This window comes from Burkholderia anthinoferrum, from assembly GCF_002925705.1.
Classification (GTDB): Bacteria; Pseudomonadota; Gammaproteobacteria; order Burkholderiales; family Burkholderiaceae; genus Burkholderia; species Burkholderia semiarida.
This window is the reverse complement of sequence record NZ_LFZP01000038.1, coordinates 1-381: the sequence shown is the minus strand read 5'-3', so window position 1 is coordinate 381 and position 381 is coordinate 1. Positions and strand designations below refer to the sequence as shown.

At 67.5% G+C, this 381-nt stretch carries 1 protein-coding gene; it reads right to left on the bottom strand.

Translation table 11 applies throughout. The features are described from left to right. The coding region (locus C5F75_RS12665) for an MFS transporter (RefSeq protein WP_146075203.1) at nt 1-381 on the bottom strand (381 nt) is incomplete at both ends.

Below are 381 nucleotides of genomic sequence, written 5' to 3'. Positions count from 1 at the left end.
TGTCGGTCGAGAACTCGGCGATGAAGGTGGCGGCGCCGCCGTATTCGCCGCCGGTCGAGAAGCCCTGCACGAGGCGGGCGACGAGCAGCAGGATCGGGGCCATGATGCCGATCGACGCATAGCTCGGGATCAGGCCGATCGCGAAGGTACCGACGGCCATCATGATCATCGTGGCGGCGAGCACGCGCTGGCGGCCGATGCGGTCGCCGAGCGGGCCGAACACCATGCCGCCGAGCGGGCGTACGAGGAACGCGGCCGCGAACGTGCCGAAGGTGGCGAGCAACTGCGCGGACGGGCTGCTGGACGGGAAGAACACCTTGCCGAGCGTGACGGCGATATAGCTGTAGACGCCGAAGTCGAACCATTCCATCGCATTGCCGA